Consider the following 18,955-nt stretch of genomic DNA (forward strand, 5'->3'; position numbering starts at 1 on the left):
AGATGGGATTTTCTAAACTTGGCTTTATCCTAGCCACTCTGGGCAGCTCAATAGGCTTAGGCCACATTTGGCGTTTCCCCTATATGGCTGGCGAGCACGGCGGTGGGGCGTTTGTTTTGCTCTATTTGGGTTTAACTCTAACACTTGGTGTGGCGATGCTCTTGACAGACATGCTCATTGGCAATTTGGGGCGTAAAGACATGGTTTCTTGCTACCAACACCTAAACACGCGGCATAAAAAGCTTTGGAATTTGAGCGCGCTTTTCTTGCTGGGCGGTCCCATCATTTTGTCTTTTTACACCGTGGTTTTGGGTTGGGTGTTGTTCTATTTGATCAAGGTGAGTTTTGCTCTGCCCCCTTCGCTGAAAGCTTCCCAAGCCCTTTTTACACATTTAAGCTCAGAGGATTTATTTTGGCAGATTGTGGGCTTTAGTGTGTGGTTGTGGCTCACGGTGTGGATTGTATCGCGGGGAATTAAAGAGGGGATTGAGCGCCTGAGCCTGTGGCTGATGCCCTTGTTGTTTCTTGTATTCATTGGTTTGCTTTTTTATGCCATGAGCATGCCTAGTTTTTCTAAGGCTTGGCATTATATGTTTGCTTTTGACAGCTCTAAAATCACCCTTGGGGTCTTGATGGACGCTTTGGGGCAAATGTTTTTTTCTTTGAGTTTGGGCGTGGGTACCATCACCACTTACGCCGCTTTCACAAAGTCTAATGAAAACCTTTTAGGCAGCTCTTTATGGGTCGTGTTGCCCGGAATTGCCATTTCTTTAATCGCCGGGCTGATGATCTTTACCTTCATTTTTAAATTCCATGGCGAACCCTCTCAGGGTGTAGGGCTGGTGTTGATCTCCTTGCCCTTGGTTTTCCACCAAATGGGTTTAGCCGGCTCTGTCGTGGCTGTTTTCTTTTTTCTAGCCTTGATTTTTGCGGGCATCACCTCCACGGTTTCGCTCTTAGAGCCCACTGTGCTTTATCTCACAAACCACTTCAAACATAGCCGCGTTAAGGCTTGTTACCTTGTGGGGTTTTTCACCTATCTTTTAGGCTTGTTGGTGATTTTATCCATGCATAAGGACTTTAGCCGGGCTTTAACCTTTTGGGGTAAGAATGTCTTTGATTGGGCAAATTGGAGCACTTCGGTGTTTTTAATGCCACTGGGGGGCTTGTTTTCTCTCATATTTTTGGGCTATTTCATGGATAAAAAGCGTATCTACAAGTCAAGCAAGCGCTTTTTAAGTCGGTTTTGGTTTTTGTTGTGGTTTTTCAGTGTGCGCTTTGTCGCGCCCGTAGCGGTACTTTTAATCCTCATCTTGCAGTTTAAGAAAAATGCGTAAAATCTTTTTATTGCTCGGCTTGCTAGGCACGCTCAAGGCCGATAACCGCCTAAGCCCCGCACAGATCAACAACAAGGGCATCGCCACCACCACCTATCAAGATTTTTATAAACCTTGGTATTACGGCTTTAAAAACAGCTGGGAGGTTGCCCCTAGAAAGCCCAAAAAACACAATGTCTTTATAGACTTTGCTAAAAAATATTTAGACATCATGGAATATCGGGGGACTTATTTTTTGCCCATGTATTACAGCTTCACCCCCATTTACCAGTGGTACCACCCCGACATTAACCGCTACCAACCCGTGGATTTTAAATTCCAAATCAGCTTTAAAGTCCCCGTGATTCGCAATTTTCTTTACACAAGGGGGACACTCTATTTAGCCTACACCCAAACCAACTGGTTTCAAATTTACAACAACCCCCAAAGCGCGCCCATGCGCATGGTCAATTACATGCCCGAGCTCATCTATATATATCCGCTCAAAATCCCCTTTTTTACAGAGAAGTTGGGGAATTTTACGGAGTTTTGGATCGGTTGGCAACACATTTCTAATGGCATCGGGGGTAGGCAGTGCTTCCAGCCCTATCGCGACGGCAATGCCCTTGGGCCCTTTCCTGGAACACCCGTTCATATTACAGAAGAGAATAAGCAAGTCATTGTTCAGGCGGGGGGGCTTGATGGAGGGTGCCGCTCAGTGAGCGCCGGGCAGCGCCCTGTGTTTCACTTGGTGTGGCAAAAAGGCGGGCTTAAACTCAATGTTGCTTACTGGCCCTACATCCCCTACAACCAATCCAACCCCAATCTCATCGATTATATGGGCTATGGAAACGCTTGGCTTGAATACCGCCGGGGCCGCCACCACTTTGAAATGCGTATTTACGACCTTTTCACGCGCTATTGGGAGTTTAAGGATTGGCATGGGGCGATCCGCTTGGGCTACACCTTTAGGATCAATCGTTTCGTGGGGTTTTATATGCAGTATTTCAATGGCTACGGCGATGGACTCTACGAGTACGATGTCTTCTCTAACCGCTTTGGGGTGGGTATCCGCCTCAACCCCTAGTTTTTAAGTAATCCTTGACATTGTCAATGGTGGCAATGATGAGCTTTTTAATGGTGTCGCCATAGCCCCACGCAATGTGGGGGGTGATCAACAGCTTATTTTGGATTGCGGGGTTTAAAAAGGGGTGGTTGGCACGCATGGGCTCTTGCTCCAACACATCGGTGGCGTAGTAAAAATCCTGTACCTCTAGCTCTTTTGCCACCGCCTCTTCATTCACTATTCCCCCCCGCCCGACATTGATTAAAATGGCCTTTTCTTTTAAAAGCTTTAACTCTTGGCTGTCTATGAGATTGTGCGTTTGGGCATTGAGGGGAGCGTGGATAGAGATCACATCGCTTTCTTTTAGCAAAGCTTCTAGGGGTTTTTGCGGGTAGGTACTGTCGTTGTTGCGCCCGCTCGTGGAAGTGTAGCTCACATGCGCGCCAAAGCTTACAGCAATCCTGGCCACATTTTTACCAATGTTGCCAAGCCCAATGATCCCCCACTCTTTATTTTCTAAGGACATTAGATCCTTATTAAAATGGGTGAAAATCTCACTCTTGCAATACTCCCCGCTCTTGCAGTAGCGATCGTAATAGGGCATGTTGGAAAGCAGGGTAAAAGCCAGAGCGAAAGTGTGCATGGTGACGCTGTGCGTGGAGTAGCCCACCACATTTTTAATGGCAATGCCAAGTTCTTTTGCCACTTCTAAATCAATCATGTTCATGCCCGTAGCCGTGATGCAAATGCATTTAAGCTTAGGCAATTTTCTTAAAGTGTCCCCGCTCATCTGCACCTTGTTTAAAATCACAATCTCGGCATCTTTGCACCTCTCAAGCACCAAATCCTGCGGTGTGCCCGGGTAGGACACCAACTCCACAAATTCACCCAAAGCGTCTAACTTATTTTTGCGCCCCAAAGAGTGCGCTTCTAAAAAAACGGCTAGGGGCTTCATTGGAAAATCACCATGCTAGGATCGATGCTGTCTCCATACACAGGTTTTAAGGTGGCGTTGTAAGCCTCCTTCATAAAGCCCTCTTTGGTGAGTTTGTCTATCTCGTTGTTGAGCCACTCTAAGAGCTCCTTATGCCCCTTTTTGACCGCCGGGGCAATCACATCCTGATCGCCAAGACTTGGAATGCCCACCTTAAACTCGGGGTTCTTTTTCACCCATGCGAATAGTAAAGTGTTGTCGTGGGCTAGCGCAGGCCCTCGATCGTCTTTTAGGGCTAAAAAGGTCTCGGTGTTTTGGTCGTATTTGAGCAGGGAAATATTAGGATAGTGTTTAGAAAAGTAAAAATCCGCCGTTGTGCCTTTATTCACGATCAAGGGTTTGCCCTTTAAATCCTCAACGCTCTTAACGACCCCATCTTTAGACACCACGCCCAAAGCGACTTTCATGTAAGGTTTGGCAAAATCCACCACTTCGGCCCGCTCTTTGGTTTTGGTGAAGTTTGCCATGATGACATCCACTTTATTTGCCTTTAAAAACTCCACCCGTGCGGCCGCCTCTACGGGGATGAACTGGATTTTCTTAGCATCGCCTAATAAATCCTTTGCCAACCGCCTAGCGATATAAACATCAAAGCCTTGAAACTGCCCCTTGCTGTCCATATACCCAAAGGGGGGCTTGTCGCTAAACACCCCCACTTTTAACACCCCCCGCTCTTTAATGCTGGCTAAACTGCCCTCATCGGCTTTTGCCTTGTGATCTGAGCAACCCGCAAAGCCCAAGATCGCCGCAAAAACTAGGCCAAAAACTTTGAATAGACGCACAAAACCTCCTTTAAATAAAATCCCCCAAAACCCACAGCATAGCAACAAAAAATTAACAGCCCCCTAAAAAGTGGAAAACATCTAGGAATTTACGGGCGCGCTGCGATTGTGGATTTTCAAAAAACTCTTGGGGGTTAGCTTGCTCTACGAGCAAGCCTTCATCAAAAAACACCACCCGATGCGCCACTTTTCTAGCAAACTTCATTTCGTGCGTGACCACCACCATGCTCATGCCCTCGTCTGCTAGCTCTAAAATGACTTCTAGCACCTCTTTAACCATTTCAGGGTCTAGCGAAGCGGTAACCTCGTCAAAAAGCATCACTTCAGGTTGCATGCACAAGGCCCTAACAATGGCGACCCTTTGCTTTTGCCCCCCACTAAGCTCTCTAGGGTAGGCTTGCATTTTATGCGCCAAACCCACCCGCTTTAAAAGTGTGTGCGCTTGCTCGGTAACCTCGCTTTTAGCGCGCTTTTGCACCTTCATGGGGGCTAATAAGATATTTTGCAACACGCTTAAATGGGGAAAGAGTTCGTAATTTTGAAAGACCATGCCAATCTTTTGGCGCACTTGCGTCCAATCCTTGCTGTGCTCTATCTGCTCCCCATTAAAGAGGATTTGCCCCTCTTGAATCTCTTCTAGTCCATTCAAGCACCTCAAAAATGTACTCTTGCCACACCCACTAGCCCCCAAGATCACCACCGCCTCCCCTTTTTCTAAGCTAAAATCAATGCCTTTTAACACCATATGATCGCCATAGCGTTTTTGTAAGTTCATGGTTTGCAAAATTGCCATTTAGCCTCTATTGTGTTGGTATTTTTTCTCTAAGTATTGGCTTAGGTAAGATAGGGGGTAGCACAGCGCAAAGTAAAGGATAAAAATCAGCCCATAGACAAAAAAGCTGGCATGGGGCATGTTGATTAAATGCACCTCTATAATTTGTTGCCCTACCTTGAGTAAGTCGATCGCCCCGATTAATGAGATCAAAGCGGTGGTTTTGATCATGCGAGTGAATAAATTCACGCTTGCAGGCAATAGGGCTAAAAAGGCTTGGGGGAATAAAATATATAAAGTCGTCTGCAAGGGTTTTAGCCCTAGGGCGGTGGCGCTTTGGCTTTGGTGTTTAGGGATGGAAGTTAAAGCCCCTCTTGTTAAATCCATCATCTCCGCCACGCCCCACAAGCTAAAGACCACGACCCCTGCCATAAACGCCTCTATATGTAAATCCAGCACGGATGCAAACCCAAAATACACAATAAACAGCCACACCAAGAGCGGGACAATCCGCACTGCCTCCAAATACAGCCGACACAAGAGTCTTATAACGCGCCCCCCAAAAGCCATGCAAACCCCTAAAATCACCCCCCCTACTATGGATAAAGCAATAGAAATCAAGGCTAGGCTTAAAGTCGTGGCTAGCCCCTCGCTCAGGCGAGCTAAGTTATCGGCATTAAAAAGATTTAAAACCTCTAGCATGTCTTCTTCTTGTAGTGTTTTTCTAAAAAAACAAACAGACCACTTAAGGGCAAGAGCACCACCAAGTAAGAGAGCACCAATAAAACCAATGCCTCATTAGTCTTGTAGTAAATGCCGATCAAATCCTTCGCTACAAACATTAAATCCGCTAGAGCGATGGCACTCACCACAGAAGTTTCCTTGAGTAAGAAAATCACATTCGCCCCTAGTGAGGGCAGAGAAATTGCCAAACTTTGGGGCAAGAGCACAAACAGCAAACTTTGCCATTTACTAAGCCCCAAACTTAAAGAACTTTCCAGTTGCACCCTATTTAAAGCCTTGAAGCCTAGTAAAAAACTCTCAGCCATGTAAGCCCCCCCTAGAAAGACCACGCCTAGCACAGCACAGACCAACGCGCTAAAAGAGAACCCCACCTCGTGCAAGCCGTAGTATAAAAAGAAAAGCTGGATGAGTAGGGGGGTGTTTCTAGCCAACTCGGTGTAGCCCTTTGCTAGCCCACATAAAACTTTAGGCTTAAAGAACAGACACAAAGCCACGCCAAAGCCTAAAAGAGTTGCCCCTAAAATGCCAAAAAAGGAAATCTCTAAAGTGAGAGCAAGCCCACGCCCAAATAGGGGCAAAGCGTGGCGCATAAACTGCCAATCCAAATCCAAGCCTTAACCTTCCGCAAACTTAAAGTCTGCTAAAAGCCCCTATCTTAGAGAAATAAGCTAAGGCTAGGCTTAAAGCCTAGAGCGCCATTTTCTCCATTAAGTGGAAATTCATGTAGCGATAAATCTCGTCCTTGCGGGCGTTTAGTTTATCCGCCACGAGGTCTAAATACTCTTTGGGTGTGGGGATTTTGCCAAGGAGCGCACACACCGCCCCAAGCTCGGCACTGCCTAAATACACCTGTGCCCCCTTGCCCATGCGGTTGTCAAAATTACGCGTGGAAGTGGAAAACACCACAGCATTGTCCCGCACCCTTGCCTGATTGCCCATGCACAAGCTACAGCCGGGCACTTCGGTGCGCGCCCCTGCTGCCCCAAAAATCGCAAAGTAACCTTCTTTCACCAGCTGTTGCTCGTCCATTTTTGTGGGTGGCACCACCCAAAGGCGGATCGGTGTCGCCCCTGCCCCCTTGACAATCTCGCCAAAGGCTCTAAAGTGCCCGATATTTGTCATACAACTGCCGATGAAGACCTCATCAATCTTTTGAGGGCGTTTGGGGTTATTGAGCACCTCGCTTAAAGTCGCCACATCGTCAGGGTCATTAGGGCATGCCAGAATAGGCTCTTTAATCTCGTTTAAATCAATCTCAATCACCGCGGCGTACTCCGCATCTGGATCGGGCTCTAATAGCACGGGGTTATCAATCCACTCTTGCATTTTTTGCGCCCGCCTTTTGAGGGTTTCTTTGTGCTCGTAGCCACTTTCTATCATTTGCTCGATGAGTTGAATGTTTGAGCTCAAATATTCAATGATGGGCTCTTTATTGAGTCGCACGGTGCAAGCGGCGGCACTCCTCTCCGCGCTCGCATCGCTAAACTCAAAAGCCTGCTCAATTTTAATGTTGCCCAAGCCCTCGATCTCTAAAATCTTGCCATTGAAGATATTTTTCTTGCCTTTTTTCTCCACAGTGAGCAAGCCCTGCTTAATGGCGTAGTAGGGGATGGCATTGACTAAGTCTCTTAAAGTGATCCCCGGTTGCATTTGCCCCTTAAAACGCACCAACACAGACTCGGGCATGTTTAAGGGCATGGTGCCTGTAACCGCAGCAAAAGCCACTAAACCACTCCCAGCAGGGAAACTAATCCCAATGGGGAAACGCGTATGGCTATCCCCCCCCGTGCCTAGTGTATCGGGCAAGCCCATGCGATTAAGCCAAGAGTGGATGATGCCATCTTTAGGTTTGAGTGCCACGCCCCCCCGGCTGGTGAAAAACTGGGGTAAAGTGGCTTGCAAACGCACATCGGCGGGTTTAGGGTAGGCGGCTGTGTGGCAGAAAGATTGCAAGACAAAATCGGCTTCAAAACTAAGACTGGCAAGTTCTTTGACCTCATCTCTGGTCATCGCCCCCGTGGTGTCTTGACTGCCCACAGTAGTGGTGATGGGTTCGCAATAAGCCCCGGGGCGCACACCCGCCACGCCACAAGCCCTGCCAACCATTTTTTGCGCTAGGGTGTAGCCTTTGTTGCTATCAAGGGGTTGCTTTGGGCTAGCAAAGACGCTAGAAGCCCCTAAGCCCAAAAACTTACGGGCTTTGTTGGTTAAGCCCCGCCCGATAATCAGCGCAATACGCCCCCCTGCCCTAAACTCATCAGCTAGGGTGGTGGGCTCTAAATTAAAGCGACTCACCACCTGTCCCTGCTTGTGAATCTCACCCTTGTAAGGATAGACCTGGATAATGTCGCCCTCGTGCAAGTCTTTTACATCGGCAACTAGGGGCAACGCGCCGCTATCTTCACAAGTGGCAAAGAAAATCGGGGCAATGACCCCTCCGATCACCACGCTCCCCGTGCGCTTATTGGGCACATAGGGAATATCTTGTCCAAAATGCCACATGATGGAGTTAGTCGCGCTCTTACGCGAACTGCCCGTGCCCACAACATCGCCCACATACACCACCGGCACGCCCTTAGATTTGGCTTTTTCTAGCCTTTCAGCAGTGTTTTCAATGCGGTTTTTGAGCATCGCGTTGGCGTGTAGGGGGATGTCGCTACGGGTAAAGGCATCACTAGCCGGACTCAAATCGTCCGTATTGGTCTCCCCATCAATTTTGAGTACGCACAACTCCAGCTTTTCGGGCAGGGCGGGTTTATTCAAAAACCACTCGGCATTAGCCCACGACTCTAAAACCTCTTTGGCTAGGGCATTGCTCTTACTTAAGTTAGCGATGGTTTCAAAAGAGTTATAGACCAAGAGCGTGGATTTTAACGCCTTGCACGCCTCTTTGGCGACCTCTGTATCTGTGCTTTGCAGTGCCTCGATCAACGGGCTGACATTATAACCGCCTAGCATCGTGCCCAAATAGCGCACCGCCTCAAGGGGGCTAAAGTGCGGACACGCGCATTTTTTCAATGCCACTTTGCCTAGAAACTCAGCCTTGACCTGCGCGCCCTCATCCACGCCCGGGCTCACGCGCTGAATCAATAAATCCTTGACAAAAGCGCATTCCTCGTTGCTTTGAGAGTGCATTAAAATCTCCACCACACTTTTAACCTGCTTCGCGCTTAAGGGCAGAGGGGGAATATTTTCTTTTGCCCTTTCTTGCAGGGCGACTTGGTATTCTTGGATGAATGTTTGCATACAACTCCTTGATAAAATAATGTCGGTCATAGTATATAATAATTTGAAACACTTGTAGAGTGCATGGCCTTAAGGATGGTCTGATGTCTAATCTAGTTAAAACGCTTCCTCTAGCCTGTCTAGCTTACCAAATCCTCTTGGCTGACCCCCTAGATTTTAACACCCAATTTGAAATTCTAAAACAAGTGCGCTTGCACGCCCCCCTCCCCTTTCAAGCTCTCTTGGTGCAAGATCGCCACACGAAAATCCAGCATGCGCCGCCTAGCCATCAAACATAATTTTTTCACCAAACACAGCAAAGATTTTAAGACCTTGATCAAGACATTACCCTATAACAATGTCATCACCCTAGAGCCTCTATCCGAACATGCCTCTAAGGAGTTTGTCTTGATTGTGAAGGGAGGGTTAAATGAAAAGTTGGTTTCTAAGCTAGCAGATAGGCTTAAAAACGCGCGGGTGTATCTGGTGTTGTTGGGCGCATTTGCAGACGAGGAGGGGCAGGAGGACGACTCCTTTGATGCAGCCGCCTACCTCAAAGGCTTGCACATCACTGCTAGCACGCTAAAAAAACTCGCGCTCTTGAAGTTAGGTCTGCAAAATGTGAGTATAGACCCTCTAAAAGAGCCCTTTTTGGATCGCATCCAAGAGAATGTAGGTGTAGCGTCCGAACTGGGCTTGTTAGAGGGCATTGGTCCCTATTTGCCTTTATTTTATGAAATCCACTAAAGGAGTCTGATGCGTCTTGTCTGGTTATGCGTATGCGCTTTTGCTCTCTTAAGAAGTGCGGATTTAAGCGATGCAGACCTCTTAGAGATGACCCGTTTAGACAGCACGTTTAATGTGCGTATTTTGCAAAACAAAGAGAAAATTTTCACCGTTGTAGCTAATAGCAAGAGCGACAAAGTTTATGCTGTTGAGGATTTTTTAAAGCGCGCCACACCCAAACAAAAAGCCTTGATCCAAGCGCGTATGCAAGAGGCGCGCGCTCTAGCTGCTACGCCCCCTAAAATCAAACACCTCTTCAACGAAAGAATGAGTGAGAGTCAATATAACGATGAAGATGATGCGTTCATTCCTATGCATGTGGCTCTTTTATCCTTAAAGCCCCTACCCGGGACCAATTTTCAGATCGCCACCATCAAGGATTATGCACTAGCGCATGACGCTGAATTTTATGGGCAACAAACCCCCACCTACAGCACATGGCTTTTAGATCAAAACTTGAGTTTTGCCATCCGCCTTGAGCGCGCTTTTGGACCCAAGCAAGCTCTTCAAGAGATGACAAAAAGTATCCAATGGGCAAAAGAAGCCAGTGATCGCTATTACACCCATGATTTTAACACCCTCTTTGATCGCATCCCCAAGTCTAGTATCATCACTTTGCGCTCCAAAAACCCCCATGCTAAGCAACTCTACATCCTTTTAGCCACTGATAATGGCAAGAGTCTTAGCAGCGAAATGCGCGCCTACAAGCACAGCCTAGAGATCGTGAAAAACTTGCCCCAAATGCTCAAAAACGCGACCCTCCACCTAGTGCCCACACAGAGCAAATGGACTTACGATAATTATTACATAGAGCCTCTGATCCGAAAGCCCATTGTCTCAAGGACAACCGCGCAAAAATCGCGTGGATTCAAGAGGTTTATAACGCCTTGACCCGTAGCGGTGAATACGGGGGTTGTTGGGACGGAGCAACTTATCTTGGAGACAAGTTTTGTAGCATTGCACCCAGTTGCCCCGCTTTAAAAGATTATGGAGAACAGCAAGAATGGCTAGAGATCTTTTTTGGGCAGGGGGCTTGTGGGGATGGCGTGAAAGATTGGCATCCCCTGCCCATCGTCTATGAATACAAAGAGGATTGAAGGGTTTAAGCGTGGGCTTTTGGGTAGAATGGGATAAAAAGGTTTAGCATGCGTTTTGGTAAGATTGATTATTTAAATTTGCTCCCCTTTGATGTTTTCATTAAAGGCTATCCCACCCCCTCTAGCTTTAAACAATTCTTAAACCACAGAAAGACCTACCCCTCTAAATTGAATAAAGACTTTCTCTTGCGCCGCATCGATGCGGGCTTCATCTCTTCCATTGCCGGCTACACAGCATGGCGCAAAAAACAGGCCACTCCATGTGGCATCATCGGCAATAAGCAAGTGTTGAGCGTGCTCGTGGCGTTGCAAGGTGAGGGGATGGACACGCAATCGGCGACCTCTAACGCCCTTTGTGAAGTTTTAGGGCTAAAAGGGCAAGTTTTAATCGGGGATAAGGCTTTGCGTTTTTATTATAAACCACAGCCCAAGAGCGGCTTTGTGGATTTAGCTGCGCTGTGGCACGCTAAAACCGGCTTGCCCTTTGTCTTTGGGCGTTTTTGCTACCAAGCGCATGGGGCGTTTTACCAAAAAATGGCAAAAGCCTTTTACAAAAGACCTATGAAAATCCCGCATTACATCTTAAAGCAAAGGGCGCAAAAGAGCCAACTTACGCGGGTGCAAATTTTGCACTATTTAAAGCACATCCTTTATCGCATCAGGGCCAAAGAAGAGTTTTCTTTGCGCTGTTTTTACCGCCAAGTGCGCCTAAAAAGGGCCGCTAGGCCTAAGCGTTTTTAGGGCGAAACATCAATTCCATAAGCCAGCTTAAGACCCCGAGCACATAAAAGGCTAATCGGGCTTGGCTGCACCGCTCGGCTTGAAAGAGGGTGTGCGCGCTCAAAAGAAAAACCAAAATCCCCACCCCCAAGACCCATAAATTCGTGTATTCGTAAAGCCCAAAGCAATGAGGGCGTTTGGCAAGCAAGTAGAGCAACCACACCAGCCCCAAACAAAAGAGAGAAAAATCCCCCAAAGCCAGCCAGCTAGAGTCTAAAAGGTAGCTTTGTAGCCCTAAAGCGAAGAGGAAAAACAAGCAAGTGTTGAGCGATGGAGCAAAAAAGAGCAGAGCTTGCGCTAAGGGGGTTTCCTGCCATTTGAGTAAAAAGCGCCCCAGCCCCAAAACCACAAAGGCAATAAAAAAGAATAAGGAAAGTAAAAACCCCTCTAGGGGGCTTGGTGTTAGGGGGTGCAAGCACAGATAAGAAAAAAACCCACAGCTTATTAAAGCCACAATTTTAGCGACTAAGGCCCGCTCTTTACGCCACACAGAGCGGATTAAAGACATTAAAGACACAACCGCCCCACACAGGCAAAACACAAAGACCAAGGGTTGATAAAAGCCCTGATTTAAGATGCTAAAGAATTGCGCAAAGCTGCTGCTAAAAGTGGCGCACAGCAGGGCTAAAGCCGTGATGACAAAGAGTACAAAGAAAAGAGACGAAAGCGCCATTTGGTAGGGGTTGATTTTTTTCATCAATAGTTTTTGCTAATGAAACTTTGCACGCCATCGGCAATCCCTTTAGCCAGCCACTGCTCGTAGCGTTTGTCTTGGATGCGCTTAGACTCTTTGGGATTGGAGTTGTAGCCGATCTCAATGAGGATTGAGGGCATTAAAGCCCCCACAAGCACCCAAAACGGACCTTCTCTCACTCCCCCATCGACCACGCCTTTATAGTGCTGGCGCAACTTGCTTAAAATCCCAAATTGCACATCAATGGCGAGCTTATTAGAGATGATGAGTCTTTGGGAGTTGAGAGAGTTTAAAAACGAGAGCTTAGAAAAGTAATCCATGACCTTGACATCGTCTTGGTTTTCTTGCTCGGCGACTTTGCGCGCCCGCTCACTTCTGGCGGTGGAGAGAAAATAAGTTTCTATGCCCTCGGGGTTTGTGGTGGCGTTTTTGGGGATGGAATTGGCGTGGATGGAGAGGAACAAATCGGCGTTTTTGTCGTTGGCAAATTCCGTGCGGGCTTTTAAACTGATATAGACATCGTGGTTGCGAGTCATAAAGACTTTGTAGCCGCGCTTTTGCAATTCTTGTTGCAGGTCTTTAGCCACGGCTAGCACTATGCGCTTTTCACACACCTGATTTGCCCCAAGTGCCCCGCAATCATGCCCGCCATGCCCGGGATCGATCACGATTTTAAATTGTTTCAATTCCTTGGGGTTGGACTCTAAAGCCCGCACATTTTGGCGCACGAGGGGGTGGGTTTGGATGAAAATATATAAATAGTTATGCGAGATTTTATAGTTGAAGGTGGTGTTCTTATTCCAGCTGATCCAAATTTGCGTGTGCTTGTGCTGGGCGATTTTAATGGCGGTTTTGTTGGCAAAGCGGTAGTTTTTGGGCGCAGGGACGAGCTGGGCCTTCACCTGCAACAAGGCTTTAAAGTGAGAAATGCGGATCTCTTTAAAAACATGGCGATTAATGGGCTTGTTAAAAGTGATGCGAAAAGAGCTCACGCCAAAGGGGACAACATCGATAATTTTAAGAGGGTGCGCGCCTAGCGTAGCTAGGAAAAGACAGAGGAAAAAGAAGCGCACCCTTAGCCTTGGGTCAGCTCTTGCACAAGTTCATGGACACTGATGATTTTATCAATGCGGTATCCATTTGCTCCGGTGAAGTACAAGCCTTCGGCACGGTTGCCCTGATGCGCGCGTCCCAGCCCATCGGCGATGCAATAGCCCACATTGCGGGCCTCCTCGCCCCGGTTGCAAGGCCCCACGCAATTACTCACACAAGCGATCTTGGGGGCGTTGCCCTCTTTGATGCGCTCTAAAACCCCCGTGTTGATCGCGCGGGCCGGGTAACCCACAGGGGATTTGATGAGCAAAATGTCCTCTTTTTTAAGGGCGGGCAAAATCTCGGCATAGACTTTCGCATCGCACTCTTTTGTGCCTAAAAATCGAGTCGCCATTTGCACACCACTAGCCCCCAAACTTAGCATGGTGTCTATGTCCTTCCTGTCCCAAATGCCCCCGGCGGCGATGATGGGAATGTCTCCCCACTCTTTGGCGGCCTCTACAATGCCCGGGACCAAGTTTTCCAGCTGAAACTCTTCTTTAAAGCAATCCTCGTATTTAAAGCCCTGATGCCCTCCGCTTAAAGGGCCCTCCACAATCACAGCATCCGGGATTTTTTGATAGCGCGCGCTCCAGCGCTTGCAAATGATGTGCAAGGCTTTAACTGAGGAGATGATAGGGATTAGCGCGACATTGGGAAAGTCCTTTGTAAATTCGGGCATGTTCGTGGGCAAGCCCGCCCCCGTGATGATGACATTCGCCCCCGCCTCGCAAGCGTCTCTAACGACTCGCCCGTACTCATTGATGGCGTGTAAAATATTTGCCCCCAAGGGTTTAGACCCGCAAATTTTACGGGCGTTTTTAAAAATCTCTATTAGGGCTTGTTTGGAGTAGAAATTCAAGGCTTCAAAGGGCTTTTTGGCCACGATCTTTTCAACAAAGCGCATGTTTTTGTAATAGCCCGTGCCCACCGCTGAAATCACGCCAAGCACCCCCTCTTTCGCGGCACTGCCGGCCAATTCATCCCAACTAATCCCCACACCCATACCCCCTTGAAAAATGGGGTATTGGATGGTGTGTTTGCCAATTTTGAGCGGTTTTAATGTGGAAATCATGTGTCCTGCTTTAGTGGATGATGGCTTTAATGAACTTTCGCTTGCCCACTTGCACCACATAGGTGCCGGCGGAAAAACAAAATTGCTCATCTAAAAGCACTTCTTGATCGATTCTAACCCCTCCGGCTTTGATGTCGCGCCTTGCTTGCGAAGTGGAGGGGCTTAAGCCGGCTTCTTTAAGCACTTGGGCGATCCAAACCCCCGCGCTAAACTCCATTTGCGCCAAGTCACTAGGGATTTGCTTTTGGCTAAAGACTTGATCGAAAGCGGCTTTGGCCTCTTGCGCCTGCTGCTGGGAGTGCAAGCGGGCAGTGATCTCTAGGGCCAAGCCCTCCTTGATCGCCTTTGGGTGTAAGTTGCCCTTTTCTACCCCATTTTTAAGCTCTGTAATCTCCGCGCTCGTTTTTGCGCTTAAAAGCTCATAGTAACGCCACATGAGCGTGTCGCTGATGCTTAAAAGTTTGGCGTACATGCTCTTGGGCTCTTCGCTCACCCCGATGTAATTGCCCAAACTCTTACTCATTTTAGCCACCCCATCTAAGCCCTCAAGCAAGGGCATGGTGAGCACGCTTTGCTCTTTAGATAAACCATAAGCCCTTTGTAAAAACCGCCCCACCAAGAGATTGAATTTTTGATCGTTGCCCCCCAATTCAATGTCGCTCTGCAAAGCCACTGAATCGTAGCCCTGCAAAAGGGGGTACATAAACTCAACCATGCTGATGGGTCTGTTCTCCCGGTGGCGTTTCTCAAAATCATCCCTTTCGAGCATTCTAGCCACTGAAAATTTAGAAGTCAATACCAATAATCCATCGGCCCCTAGCGGGTGCAACCACTTTGAATTAAAGCACACATCGGTTAGGGCAGGGTCTAAGATTTTAAACACCTGTTGCTCGTAAGTTTTGGCATTGATTAAAACTTCTTCAAAGCTTAAGGTTTTTCTCGTTTCGCTCTTGCCACTAGGATCGCCAATCGTGGCGGTGAAATCCCCAATGACAAACTGCACCCTTGCCCCGTGTCTTTGCAAAGTGGCTAATTTATTCAAAAGCACGGCATGCCCTAAGTGCAAATCGGGGGCGGTGGGGTCAAAGCCTGCCTTTGCACTAAAACGCTCCCCTGTGGCGTAAAATTTATCCACTAGGCTTTGCAAATATTCTAAGCCAATGCACTCGCCCATGCCCCTTGTGATGTCTGCCATTGCTTCTTTAACGCTCATATCGATCCTTTAATTCTGATAGGCATCTTTGGTACTCGTAAATTCGATCAAGCGGTCTTTATATTTGCGGGTGAGGATGTCCTTAAACTCCCCGATTTCTTTTTTTGCGGTGTATTCGAACAAAATTTCACAGCTCGTGGAGTATTGCCCGTGGCTTGCGTAGGTTACCCCCACGATGCTGCAACCATTTTTTGTTAAAAACACCAAGACTTGTAAAAGGCTGTCTTGGGCACTGCCTATATAAATGTTGATTTTATAAATTTCTCTTTCTTTCTTGCTCCAAGCGACAAAGACCATCGGCAAGCCCAAATCAAGGTCTGCACACCCAATTTTGCAAACTTTGGTATGCACAACGACCTTGTGATCTTTTGCGCTAGGCATGATCGCCATGATCTCATCGCCTTTTTTGGGGTGGCAACAATCGTTAAACAACACTTGTTTGATTTGTATGTGGGGGTTGGCATAGACGATAAAATGGTCTAAATCGCATTTTTTTAGCCCGATGTGCGGAGCGGGCAAGCCCAAAATGCGCCCAAATTTAAATTGCATGAGATTTTTCATTAAAAAGCCAAATTGCTTTTGCTCTTGTCTGTGGTGTGGGCGAGGGTGTTCTTGGACTTTCTCTTGGATTTGCTCGACAAGCTTTTTCACCCCATCTATGCTTTTAATGGCCTCGCTCAAACTACCCTCCACCCCGTGTTCAGCAAGCTTTTTCTCAAAGGTGAGGTGTTGTTTAGCCCCGATTTCTGCGCCAAAAATGGGGGTTTCAAAGATGGTGTTTAGGATATTCACCATGCTCTTAGCATCGATCTCTTTAAAGCGGTTCTTTTGTTGGAGCTTTAAATGGTTTTTCGCCCTAGTGGTGCGCAACTGGTTAATCCATGTAAAGCGTGGCGCGCTCTCTTTACCTTTAATGATCTTCACCACATCCCCGCTTCTAAGCTTCACATTTAGTTTAACCTCTTTGTTATTGACAAAGGCGGTTTCGGCCTTATCGCCTAGTTCGCTATGAATCATGTAGGCAAAGTCCAACACGATAGACTCGGCAGGCAAGGTGTAACTATCCCCGCTGGGCGAAAACACCGTGATGTCCTCGCGGTAAAGCACATCGCTTTGCACCAATTCGTAAAACTCTTTGGGGTTTTCTTTAGAGTCTTCATTTTGGTATTTGAGGTTGTGTAACCACTTTAAATGTTCGCTCTCCACACCCCCTGCCTTATACTTCCAGTGTGCCGAATTGCCATACTCCGCGCCCAAGTGCATGTCAAAAGTGCGGATTTGGACCTCATAGATCGAAGACTCGTCAAAAACCGTGGTGTGTATGGTTTGGTAGCCGTTTTCTTTAGGCAAAGCAATGTGGTCTTTAAAGCGCGACACGATGGGTTTAAAGCGCAAATGCACGATGCCTAAGATTTTATAGCACTCTAGGGGGGTTTTCACCAACACCCGCACCGCCATTAAATCTAAAATCTCGTCCTTATTCACCGCCCCTTTTCTTTGCATTTTTAGATAAATGGAGTAAGGGCGTTTAATGCGGGTGGCGATTTGAAACTCCGTTTCCACAAGGCCCGCTTCAAAAAACATTTTCTCTAATTTGCTCGCAAACTGGTTTAGTTTGAGCGATAGGGCTTGTTTGCTCTGTTCTAGATAGGTTTGAATGCTTTGGTATTCATGGGGGTAAATGTAGTAAAAACACTTGTCCTCAAGCTCGTTTTTAATCGAGGACATGCCCAGACGACTAGCGATGGGGGCATAGACGGCCAAAGTTTCTTTAGAGATGCGGATTTGTTTATCCCGAGGCAAAGCGTCTAGGGTTAAGATGTTGTGCAGGCGGTCGCTGATTTTGACGACCAGTGCCCTAGGGTCTTTAATGGCACTGACTAAAATTTTTCTAAAGGTTAAAGCCGAGATCACGAGGCGGGGGTTTTGCGGGTCAAAGGCCAGCTCTTCTTTGCGAATTTCAGTGATTTTGGTGAGCGCATCGACTAAATTTGCCACATCTTCGCCAAATTTTTCCACAATTTCCTCAACACCACAGGGCGTGTCCTCCACAACATCGTGCAAGAGAGAAGCGCAAACCATCGCCTCATCGCCCCCACAGAAAGCCACGATGCTCGCCACACAAATGGGGTGGGTGATGTAGGGTGCGCCCCCTTTGCGCTTTTGCCCTGCGTGGTAGTGGGTGGCTAAATCTAGGGCTTCTTGGATTTTAGGTGTGATCGTTGTGGTGTTTTTTAACACACTGATCGCCCCTTTAGGGCTCGCAATGTCCTTAACGAGTTCTAAGATTTCGGTTAAACTGCCATAGTGGGGCGGTTTAGAATCTCTCATCAATGTAGTCAAGACCGATCTTCCCCTCTGCAATTTCGCAAATGGCGATATCGGTGGGCTTATGGCTTTTAATGTCCATCGCCACTAGGGGCTGCACCCCCGCGCCTAGTTGTTTCACCCGTGAAAAGATCAAATTAGAGAGAATGTAGCGGTCTCCATTGACTTTATCCAAAGCCTTAGCCACAATTTCTTCTGTCCGCATTTATATCCTTTTTGCTTATTTCACCATAGAAAACACGCCCTGTTGATCCCTAATCACATGCAAAAGATTGTCTTTTTTAAACATGTTGCAGACCACGATGGGTAATTTATTGTCCTTGGCTAAAGAAATGGCGGTGTCGTCCATCACTTCAATGTTGCCGATCAAGGCTTCATTATAGCCCATGACATCGATTTTTTGCGCATCTTCAAACTTATGTGGGTCTTTGTCGTAAATCCCATCCACCTTTGTGGCTTTGACGATGAGGTCTGCCCCGATCTCAATGGCCCTTAAAGTGGCGGCGGTGTCGGTGGTGAAAAAGGGGTTGCCCGTGCCCGCCGCAAAGATCACAATCCGCCCCTTTTCTAGGTGTCTAATGGCTTTGCGATAAATATAAGTTTCACACACTTCCTTGATTTCCACCGCACTTTGCACCCGCACATCCAGCCCCATATGCTCTAGGGCTTCTTGCATCGCCACGGCATTGATGACCGTGGCTAACATACCCATGTAATCCCCGCTTGTACGCCGAATGATCCCCCCCTTAGCCGCACTCACCCCTCTAATGATATTGCCCCCCCCGATCACAATGCCGACTTCTATATCGTTGTCGGCGAGCATTTTAATCTCTTTGGCGATGTAGCTTAAAATTTGTATATCGATCCCAAAGTGGGTTTCACCTGCTAAAGCCTCCCCAGAAAATTTTACCAACACACGCTTTTTAGAGTGCTCTTTGTTTTGCATAAACTCCCTTCGATTCTATAAATGCCAAAAGCTACCATTTTACAG

Annotated in this window: 20 protein-coding genes; 7 read left to right on the forward strand and 13 right to left on the reverse strand. The window is 47.5% G+C overall.

Annotated elements, in window-relative coordinates; all coding sequences use genetic code 11:
* Nucleotides 1-2: 2 nt before the first annotated feature.
* On the forward strand, nt 3-1,337 hold the full coding sequence (locus tag HAL07_RS03095; protein ID WP_053945086.1) for a sodium-dependent transporter: 1,335 nt from the start codon (nt 3-5) through the stop codon (nt 1,335-1,337).
* On the forward strand, nt 1,330-2,403 hold the full coding sequence (locus tag HAL07_RS03100) for a phospholipase A (RefSeq protein WP_053945087.1): 1,074 nt from the start codon (nt 1,330-1,332) through the stop codon (nt 2,401-2,403). The genes HAL07_RS03095 and HAL07_RS03100 overlap by 8 nt, the downstream gene beginning before the upstream one ends.
* Here HAL07_RS03100 and HAL07_RS03105 read toward each other — a convergent pair.
* From HAL07_RS03105 to acnB, 6 genes are all read right to left on the reverse strand, one after another.
* Nucleotides 2,393-3,337, reverse strand: a complete 945-nt coding sequence (locus tag HAL07_RS03105; RefSeq protein ID WP_053941482.1) for a D-2-hydroxyacid dehydrogenase — start codon at nt 3,335-3,337, stop codon at nt 2,393-2,395. The genes HAL07_RS03100 and HAL07_RS03105 overlap by 11 nt on opposite strands.
* Nucleotides 3,334-4,158 carry a cysteine ABC transporter substrate-binding protein gene (locus HAL07_RS03110; protein ID WP_053941483.1) on the reverse strand — a complete coding sequence of 275 codons (825 nt, stop codon included), beginning with the start codon at nt 4,156-4,158 and terminating at the stop codon, nt 3,334-3,336. Before HAL07_RS03110 ends, HAL07_RS03105 begins: the two co-directional genes overlap by 4 nt.
* Before the next feature lie 52 nt (nt 4,159-4,210).
* Entirely contained in the window at nt 4,211-4,951 is a 741-nt protein-coding gene (locus tag HAL07_RS03115) for an amino acid ABC transporter ATP-binding protein (protein ID WP_053941484.1), read from the reverse strand.
* Complete coding sequence (locus HAL07_RS03120) at nt 4,952-5,632, reverse strand: amino acid ABC transporter permease (RefSeq protein WP_053945088.1); 681 nt, start codon at nt 5,630-5,632, stop codon at nt 4,952-4,954.
* The gene (locus tag HAL07_RS03125; protein ID WP_199766978.1) at nt 5,626-6,285 is read right to left on the reverse strand and encodes an amino acid ABC transporter permease; all 660 of its coding nucleotides are present in this window, start codon (nt 6,283-6,285) and stop codon (nt 5,626-5,628) included. The genes HAL07_RS03120 and HAL07_RS03125 overlap by 7 nt, the downstream gene beginning before the upstream one ends.
* A gap of 76 nt (nt 6,286-6,361) precedes the next feature.
* Nucleotides 6,362-8,920, reverse strand: coding sequence for a bifunctional aconitate hydratase 2/2-methylisocitrate dehydratase (acnB, locus tag HAL07_RS03130; RefSeq protein WP_053945089.1), 2,559 nt, complete (start codon nt 8,918-8,920; stop codon nt 6,362-6,364).
* 83 nt (nt 8,921-9,003) lie between these two features.
* Between acnB and HAL07_RS03135 the strand changes: the two genes are divergently transcribed.
* The 5 genes from HAL07_RS03135 to HAL07_RS03155 are packed head-to-tail and all read left to right on the forward strand — an operon-like array spanning nt 9,004 to nt 11,523.
* Nucleotides 9,004-9,198: a hypothetical protein gene (locus tag HAL07_RS03135; protein ID WP_053945090.1), complete on the forward strand. Its 195-nt coding sequence runs from the start codon at nt 9,004-9,006 to the stop codon at nt 9,196-9,198.
* A 34-nt stretch (nt 9,199-9,232) separates the two neighbouring features.
* Nucleotides 9,233-9,646 (forward strand): hypothetical protein, encoded by a 414-nt coding sequence (locus tag HAL07_RS03140; protein WP_156295930.1) that lies wholly within the window; start codon nt 9,233-9,235, stop codon nt 9,644-9,646.
* Nucleotides 9,647-9,655: 9 nt separating this feature from the next.
* Entirely contained in the window at nt 9,656-10,576 is a 921-nt protein-coding gene (locus HAL07_RS03145) for a hypothetical protein (protein ID WP_053945092.1), read from the forward strand.
* The gene (locus HAL07_RS03150; protein ID WP_053945093.1) at nt 10,573-10,782 is read left to right on the forward strand and encodes a hypothetical protein; all 210 of its coding nucleotides are present in this window, start codon (nt 10,573-10,575) and stop codon (nt 10,780-10,782) included. Before HAL07_RS03145 ends, HAL07_RS03150 begins: the two co-directional genes overlap by 4 nt.
* A 48-nt stretch (nt 10,783-10,830) precedes the next feature.
* Complete coding sequence (locus HAL07_RS03155; protein WP_053945094.1) at nt 10,831-11,523, forward strand: MqnA/MqnD/SBP family protein; 693 nt, start codon at nt 10,831-10,833, stop codon at nt 11,521-11,523.
* Here HAL07_RS03155 and HAL07_RS03160 read toward each other — a convergent pair.
* From HAL07_RS03160 to pyrH, 7 genes are read right to left on the reverse strand one after another with little or no spacing between them, the layout of a single operon-like run.
* Nucleotides 11,510-12,259, reverse strand: coding sequence for a hypothetical protein (locus HAL07_RS03160; protein ID WP_053945095.1), 750 nt, complete (start codon nt 12,257-12,259; stop codon nt 11,510-11,512). The genes HAL07_RS03155 and HAL07_RS03160 overlap by 14 nt on opposite strands.
* On the reverse strand, nt 12,259-13,329 hold the full coding sequence (locus HAL07_RS03165) for an N-acetylmuramoyl-L-alanine amidase family protein (protein ID WP_053941491.1): 1,071 nt from the start codon (nt 13,327-13,329) through the stop codon (nt 12,259-12,261). The genes HAL07_RS03160 and HAL07_RS03165 overlap by 1 nt, the downstream gene beginning before the upstream one ends.
* Before the next feature lie 2 nt (nt 13,330-13,331).
* Nucleotides 13,332-14,423: a nitronate monooxygenase gene (locus tag HAL07_RS03170; protein ID WP_053941492.1), complete on the reverse strand. Its 1,092-nt coding sequence runs from the start codon at nt 14,421-14,423 to the stop codon at nt 13,332-13,334.
* 10 nt (nt 14,424-14,433) lie between these two features.
* Nucleotides 14,434-15,636, reverse strand: a complete 1,203-nt coding sequence (gene tyrS, locus HAL07_RS03175; RefSeq protein WP_082346420.1) for a tyrosine--tRNA ligase — start codon at nt 15,634-15,636, stop codon at nt 14,434-14,436.
* Nucleotides 15,637-15,645: 9 nt separating this feature from the next.
* Nucleotides 15,646-17,967, reverse strand: coding sequence for a RelA/SpoT family protein (locus HAL07_RS03180; RefSeq protein WP_053945096.1), 2,322 nt, complete (start codon nt 17,965-17,967; stop codon nt 15,646-15,648).
* Nucleotides 17,954-18,169, reverse strand: coding sequence for a DNA-directed RNA polymerase subunit omega (locus HAL07_RS03185; RefSeq protein ID WP_053941495.1), 216 nt, complete (start codon nt 18,167-18,169; stop codon nt 17,954-17,956). The genes HAL07_RS03180 and HAL07_RS03185 overlap by 14 nt, the downstream gene beginning before the upstream one ends.
* Before the next feature lie 15 nt (nt 18,170-18,184).
* The gene (gene pyrH / locus HAL07_RS03190; protein ID WP_053941496.1) at nt 18,185-18,910 is read right to left on the reverse strand and encodes a UMP kinase; all 726 of its coding nucleotides are present in this window, start codon (nt 18,908-18,910) and stop codon (nt 18,185-18,187) included.
* Nucleotides 18,911-18,955 lie beyond the last annotated feature (45 nt).

The sequence above is a fragment of the Helicobacter ailurogastricus genome (genome assembly GCF_001282945.1).
GTDB lineage: Bacteria > Campylobacterota > Campylobacteria > Campylobacterales > Helicobacteraceae > Helicobacter > Helicobacter ailurogastricus.

What these genes read in the sequence shown, in the direction of transcription:
- HAL07_RS03170 (WP_053941492.1), bottom strand. Translation starts at nt 14,423, where the DNA reads ATGATTTCCACATTAAAACCGCTCAAAATTGGCAAACACACCATCCAA.
- tyrS (WP_082346420.1), bottom strand. Translation starts at nt 15,636, where the DNA reads ATGAGCGTTAAAGAAGCAATGGCAGACATCACAAGGGGCATGGGCGAG.
- HAL07_RS03105 (WP_053941482.1), bottom strand. Translation starts at nt 3,337, where the DNA reads ATGAAGCCCCTAGCCGTTTTTTTAGAAGCGCACTCTTTGGGGCGCAAA.
- HAL07_RS03135 (WP_053945090.1), top strand. Translation starts at nt 9,004, where the DNA reads ATGTCTAATCTAGTTAAAACGCTTCCTCTAGCCTGTCTAGCTTACCAA.
- HAL07_RS03185 (WP_053941495.1), bottom strand. Translation starts at nt 18,169, where the DNA reads ATGCGGACAGAAGAAATTGTGGCTAAGGCTTTGGATAAAGTCAATGGA.
- HAL07_RS03160 (WP_053945095.1), bottom strand. Translation starts at nt 12,259, where the DNA reads ATGAAAAAAATCAACCCCTACCAAATGGCGCTTTCGTCTCTTTTCTTT.
- HAL07_RS03180 (WP_053945096.1), bottom strand. Translation starts at nt 17,967, where the DNA reads ATGAGAGATTCTAAACCGCCCCACTATGGCAGTTTAACCGAAATCTTA.
- HAL07_RS03095 (WP_053945086.1), top strand. Translation starts at nt 3, where the DNA reads ATGGGATTTTCTAAACTTGGCTTTATCCTAGCCACTCTGGGCAGCTCA.
- HAL07_RS03155 (WP_053945094.1), top strand. Translation starts at nt 10,831, where the DNA reads ATGCGTTTTGGTAAGATTGATTATTTAAATTTGCTCCCCTTTGATGTT.
- HAL07_RS03100 (WP_053945087.1), top strand. Translation starts at nt 1,330, where the DNA reads ATGCGTAAAATCTTTTTATTGCTCGGCTTGCTAGGCACGCTCAAGGCC.
- pyrH (WP_053941496.1), bottom strand. Translation starts at nt 18,910, where the DNA reads ATGCAAAACAAAGAGCACTCTAAAAAGCGTGTGTTGGTAAAATTTTCT.
- acnB (WP_053945089.1), bottom strand. Translation starts at nt 8,920, where the DNA reads ATGCAAACATTCATCCAAGAATACCAAGTCGCCCTGCAAGAAAGGGCA.
- HAL07_RS03145 (WP_053945092.1), top strand. Translation starts at nt 9,656, where the DNA reads ATGCGTCTTGTCTGGTTATGCGTATGCGCTTTTGCTCTCTTAAGAAGT.
- HAL07_RS03115 (WP_053941484.1), bottom strand. Translation starts at nt 4,951, where the DNA reads ATGGCAATTTTGCAAACCATGAACTTACAAAAACGCTATGGCGATCAT.
- HAL07_RS03120 (WP_053945088.1), bottom strand. Translation starts at nt 5,632, where the DNA reads ATGCTAGAGGTTTTAAATCTTTTTAATGCCGATAACTTAGCTCGCCTG.